The sequence below is a fragment of the Mesorhizobium sp. WSM4820 genome (assembly GCF_055811075.1).
This window is the reverse complement of sequence record NZ_JBVVQN010000034.1, coordinates 28,064-33,809: the sequence shown is the minus strand read 5'-3', so window position 1 is coordinate 33,809 and position 5,746 is coordinate 28,064. Positions and strand designations below refer to the sequence as shown.

Genomic DNA, 5,746 nt, shown 5'->3' with positions numbered 1-5,746 from the left:
TCGTCGCCAGCGGCGCGCCGCCCTCGTTGGTGAGGCGTATATAGTCGGCGCCCAGCCAAAGTGTCAACAACGATTTCGGTCTTTTTTGAATTTTTTGCGACGAAAGATTGCGGCGCCGATTTTCGGTAGCCGACTTCCGCGGCGGCATGGGGATAACAAAGCCGAACACCGCCACGGAGCCCTATTGCCGCCGCATTGCGGTTTGACACCAACGCCAACGAAGCTGGCGCAGCACCACTGGCGCGGCGCCTTATAAGAGACTGTAAGAGAGCCACTAAGAGAGCCACTAAGAGAGAAGTATGACTGGGGATCTCGGCCGAAGCCAGCCGCTTCGTTGACTTCGCCCGCCGTGACAGGCAAATGTCATGGCCACAACAAAAGCGACAAGCCGTCCCGCCCGGGGAAGAAGCAGCCTTTCTGGATGCCAGATACGGAAAATGTCATAGCCGAACTCGGCAACGAGCCGCCGCTGATTGCGGACGGTCGCAGTGGCCCGCCCGACCGGCGCGAGGTTTCGGCGCGCTGGCTGTCGGGCACTTTTCTTACCGGCGTGACGTCGAGCGTGCTGATGGGTGTGGCGCTGTTCGCAGCCCTCGACGGCCGTCAGCAATTGGCGACGCCGCCCGAAATCGCCGAACTGATCAGCCTTGCGAGAGGCGACGATTCCGGCGAGATCGCCAAGACCACCAGGCTGGTGGCGCCGCGCCAGATCGCCAAGGCCAAGGACCGCCGGCGCATGGAAGTGCCGATGGTGACCAAGGTCGGCGACCGCGATGTCATCCACACCATGCCTTTCGTGCAGATCAAGATGGCGCTTGCCGCCGGGCACACGACCAGCCGCGCCTATCCGCCTTTCAATCCGATGCAGGTGTTTGGCGACGACCGCGACGGCAATGCCGGCCAGCCGGCGACCGCCGCAGGCCAGATCTATGGCGCCAAGGTCGAAAGCGAGTTGAGCCTGAAAACGGTCGATTTCCCAATCGAGACGGCAGCGTTCGACGAAAAGAGTGACTTGTCCGCCGACGAGGTGGAAAAGGTGGTGCGCGAGGCCGGCACGGGTCTGAGCGACGGCGCCGTGCAGGTCGCGTCGCTGCATTATGTCGACCCGCAGCGATTCGGCGATGCATTCGCCGAGAGCATGGCCGGCTCCTACGACGTCAGGATCGTTCCGGAAAACGTCTCGGTGTCGCCGCGTGCTGCCCCCGACGATCAGGCGCCGGCCTTCGCCGAGGAGATCATCCCCTTCACCAGGGACCGCAACATCGTCGAGGCCTTCGCCGATTCGGGCTATACCGGCGAGGACGCCACCGGTATGGCCGAGGCGATCGCCAAATTGCTGAATGCGACAGCGCTCAAGGCGGGAACCGTGCTGCGCGTCGGCCTCGAGATCCATGGCGACGCCGCCAAGGTCGTTCGCACCGGCATCTACGACAGGGCCCAGCATATCGTCACCATCGCGCTCGATGATCACGGCCAATATGTGCCGGCGCAGGAGCCGGAGCCCAATCCCGAATTGCTGACCGCGTTCGATGATTCGCCGCCGGTGGTGGTGCGCGGCAATCTGCCGAACGTCTATGACGGCATCTACCGCGCCGCCTACTCCTACGGCATGTCCAAGGCGATGACCAAGCGGCTGATCAAGCTCCTGGCGTCCGGCGTCGATTTCCAGTCGCGGCTCAGTCCGTCGGACCGCATCGAGGTGCTGTTCTCGCAGCCGGATGGCGACGACCGGGCATCCGACGAATCCGAGCTGCTCTACGTCTCGGCGAGCTTCGGCGGCACGACGCGTAATTTCTACCGATTCCAGATGCAGGACGGCAGCACCGACTATTTCGACGAGGACGGCCGCAGCGCCCAGCAATTCCTGCTGCGCAATCCCCTGCCCGCAGGAAAATTCCGCTCCGGCTTCGGTGCCCGCAGGCATCCGATCCTCGGCTATGTGCGCTTGCATACCGGCGTCGATTGGTCAGCCGCCATCGGCACGCCGATCATCGCCGCCGGCAACGGTGTCGTCGAGAAGGCCGGCTGGGCCGGCGGCTATGGCAAACAGATCATCCTCCGTCACGCCAATGGCTACGAGACCTCCTACAATCATCAGAGCGCTTTTGCCAAAGGCATCGCGCCGGGCGTGCGCGTCCGCCAAGGACAGACCATCGGCTTTCTCGGCCAGACCGGCCTCGCCACCGGTCCGCACCTCCACTACGAGCTGATCGTCAACGGCACCAAGGTCGACCCGATGCGCGTTCGCCTGCCGGTCGGCAAGGTGCTGAAGGGCGACGACCTCGTCGCTTTCAAGCGCGAGCGCGGGCGCATCGATGATCTGCTCAAGCAGGAAGACAATGATTCGCTGAAAGTCGCGAGCGCCAAGATCGAAGGCTGAGCCGAGTTGGGCCTGGCTGCTCAGCGCTGCGGAGCCTCGGATCCAGGCGGCCATGGCAGTCGCTCGCCGGAAACAGTTGTCCACGCCACGATCGCCGCGAGCAGGCAAAGCAGCGCGGTCACCAAGGCGACTGCTGCGAACGCTGCGTCGCTGGCGGCCAGCCTTGCTGCATCGATATCCGGCGCCGGTTCGCCGAAACCCGGAATGCCGGATGCGGCACCGCTGTTCAGCGCTGCTGCATAGACCCAAGCCGCCAGTGACCCCATCGCCGCCACTGCGATCAGGCCGCCAATGCGCGAGACGGCATTGTTGATTCCCGAGGCAGCACCGGTATCCTTGTCCTCGACCGCCGTCATCACCGCCGTCGACAGCGGCGACACCACCAGCGCCATGCCGAGCCCCATCAGCGCCATCAGCGGAAACACCCCCCACCAGAAACTGTGGATGCCGGCATAGGCCAGCAAGGCAAGCCCGGCAAAGGCGACAGCGACGACGAGACTGCCGCTGGCGATCGGAAAACGCGGACCGATCCGGTCGGACCACTGGCCGACCGGCCCCGACAACAGCGCGATCAAGACCGACAGCGGCAGGAAGATGAAGCCGACCTCGGCGGCGCTCAGCCCCCATCCGGCGATGAGCAGCATCGGCAGATAGAACAGGTTGGCCGACAGTGCGAAATAGAGGAAGAAGGTCGCCACATTGGCGCCGGCGAAGGCGCCGACCCGAAACAGCGAGAGATCGATCATCGGTTCGCGCTGCCGGCGCTCGAAGACAATGAACACGATGAGCAGCACCGCGCCGGCGGCAATGCTCGGGCCGGACATTTGCCCCTCGCCCTCTGCGCTCATCGAAGTCAAGCCGTAGGCAAGCGCTCCGAACGCCAAGGTGGCGAGTGCAGCGCCGCCGAGATCGAGGCTGCGCCTTTCGGTCGGTGCGTCGGCCGGGACCTTGGCGAGGAGAAGATAGATCGAGACAAGACCAAGCGGCAGATTGACCGCGAAGATCACCCGCCAGATGCCGTCGCCGAAGGCAGACAAGACAACGCCGCCCAGCACCGGGCCAAGCGCCGTGGTCAGCGCCGAGGCTGCCGCCCAGATGCCGATCGCCCTGCCGCGCTCCTTCTTCGGATAGGCCTTGGCGATAATGGCGAGGCTGCCTGGCACCATGATGGCAGCACCGATGCCCTGAATGGCGCGAAACGCAATGAGCATTGGTGGATTCGGCGCCACCGCGCAGGCAAGCGAGGCGGCAATGAACAGCGCGATGCCTGCCACGAAAGCATGCCGCAGGCCAAAACGGTCGCCAGCGGCGCCGCCAACAAGGATGAGTGCCGAAAGCGTCAGCGCATAGGCGTTTGAAATCCACTGCGTCTCGGCGAAACTGGCGCCAAGATCGACGCGGATCGCCGGCGTGGCGATGGCCAGGATCGAGCCGTCGATGAAGCCGAGCGCGGAAGCCAGGATCGCCGCGATCAGCACGAACCTGCGTCGCGATTGCGGGCAGAACGTATCGGCCGGCAGCGGCCTGACCAGGGGGACGGCTTCGGCGCCGACTTCGCTTGGAGAACGCATGAAGCCTGCTTAGACCTCCTGTGCGCCGGCAACAACCGGCCAGAGGGTTGCTGTCGTTGAAACCAGAACAGGATCACGTCGCCCAAAGAGCCTGCTCCCGGGTTGACCCAGGACTGCGCGATGATTTGGGATAGGGCTCAGTCGATGAATTCCACCGTGACGCCCGGCGACACGATTTTTGCCAGTTCGCGCGCGTCCCAATTGGTCAGCCGCACGCAGCCATGACTTTCGGTCTTGCCGATCTTGGAGGGGTCGGGTGTGCCGTGAATGCCGTAGGTCGGCTTGTCCAGCGCAATCCAGACCGAGCCGACGGGGCCGTTCGGGCCCGGCGGGATGGTCAGGATCTTGTTGTTTTCGCCCTGCTTGAAATTGATGTTCGGATTGTAGGTGTAGTTCGGGTCGAGAGCGACCCGCGACACCGCATGCGTGCCGGTGGGTGAAGGCGTGTCCGCCGAGCCGATGGTGGCTGGATAGGCCGCGATCAGTTTTCCCGACGCGTCATAGGCGCGGGCCTGCTTTTTGCCCTTGTCGGCGATGATGCGTGCCACCGGCGTGGCCACCAGCCTGCCGAAATTGGCGACCTTGATGATCGTGCCGGGACGGTTGAAATTGGCTTCCGGATTGAGCGCCTTCAGATAGTTCTCGTCCATGTGGAACCGCTCGGCCAGCGCTTCGGTGACTGAGGTGTAGCTCAGCCGTTCGAGTTGCGCCTTCTGGCCGTAGTCTTCCGGCACCGATGCGACATAGGGGCCGGCAGCATCCTCGGGCGTGAGGCTGTAGGAGGCGAAGGCATCGCCGCCGGACTGCTCAAGCGCCGCCTGGATGCCGACCACATCGGTCGACCGCAGATTGCTGCCGGTGATCTCGTTGTAGGCGGCGAGCGCCTTATCGACATTCGAGCCGAAGCGCCCGTCGACGACGCCGGGCGAAGCGCCGGCGCGGTCGAGCAGCACTTGCAGCGCCGCGACCTCCTGGCGTGCACCGAGTGAAAGCGACGGATCGACGACGATCTTCCCGTCGATCTTTGGCGGCAGTGCCGCCTGGTCGCCCGGCGCCGTCGGCTCGACCGGTTCGATCGCAGCCTCGTTGAGCGGCTGGCGCTTGACGGTGCGCGGCTTTACCGGCTGCGGCGCTTCCGGATAATTGTTGCCATAGTTGCCGCCATCCAGCGGTGCTTCGGGAAAAGCGTCCACCGGATCGCCGTAGGCATCATATTCCTCGACCGGCGGTACGACGATCAGGCCCTCCTCTTCCAATTGCCTGCGGCGCAAGCGCGCCGTGTCCTCCGGATCGTCGAGATAATAGCGGTCGTCCTCGACCGGTCCGAGATTGCGCAAGCCCTCGCGGCGGAGTGCGCGGCGATCGAACCTGGTCTGCGGCGGCTGGATGGCGAGCACCTTGCCGGTTTCCGTATCGACGATGACGCGGTTTCCTCTGGCGTCGTAGTAGACGTCGAAATCGCCGTTCTGGGCGACCAGCACGGCATGGCTATCCGCGGCTCGGGCATCCGCGGCGCGGGCAGATCGCGGCGCGATGTCCTGCGTCGGCGCGGCCATTACACTCGAAGAAAGCAGCCCGGCGGCGAACGCCGAAAGGGTGAAGATCGTGCGGAACATGCTGGCCAAATTCTCCGGTCCGTAATTGCCGCCGCCCGGCGTTGTCTCTTTAGAGCGCCGGGGGGGCGGGGGGGGGGGCCCCCCCCCCCCCCAAAAAAAAAAAAAAAAAAAAAAAGATTTAGAAAAAAAAAAAAATATTTTTGGGGGTTTTGGGGCCGGGCACCCCCACCCCCGCAAAA

At 64.2% G+C, this 5,746-nt stretch carries 3 protein-coding genes; 1 reads left to right on the top strand and 2 read right to left on the bottom strand.

Annotation, left to right across the window (positions count from 1 at the left end; genetic code table 11):
• The first annotated feature begins 421 nt into the window (after positions 1–421).
• Positions 422–2,380 (top strand): M23 family metallopeptidase, encoded by a 1,959-nt coding sequence (locus AC0L2R_RS32395; protein ID WP_473513776.1) that lies wholly within the window; start codon positions 422–424, stop codon positions 2,378–2,380.
• Positions 2,381–2,400: 20 nt separating this feature from the next.
• On the opposite strand, the gene AC0L2R_RS32390 is transcribed toward AC0L2R_RS32395, so the two are convergent.
• The gene (locus AC0L2R_RS32390; RefSeq protein WP_473513774.1) at positions 2,401–3,951 is read right to left on the bottom strand and encodes an MFS transporter; all 1,551 of its coding nucleotides are present in this window, start codon (positions 3,949–3,951) and stop codon (positions 2,401–2,403) included.
• A gap of 137 nt (positions 3,952–4,088) precedes the next feature.
• A complete protein-coding gene (locus tag AC0L2R_RS32385) occupies positions 4,089–5,567 on the bottom strand; it encodes a L,D-transpeptidase family protein (protein WP_473513773.1) in 1,479 nt (492 codons plus the stop codon).
• Between the last annotated feature and the right edge of the window lie 179 nt (positions 5,568–5,746).

Coding starts and splice junctions, on each gene's coding strand:
- AC0L2R_RS32395 (WP_473513776.1), top strand. CDS start 422: ATGCCAGATACGGAAAATGTCATAGCCGAACTCGGCAACGAGCCGCCG.
- AC0L2R_RS32390 (WP_473513774.1), bottom strand. CDS start 3,951: ATGCGTTCTCCAAGCGAAGTCGGCGCCGAAGCCGTCCCCCTGGTCAGG.
- AC0L2R_RS32385 (WP_473513773.1), bottom strand. CDS start 5,567: ATGTTCCGCACGATCTTCACCCTTTCGGCGTTCGCCGCCGGGCTGCTT.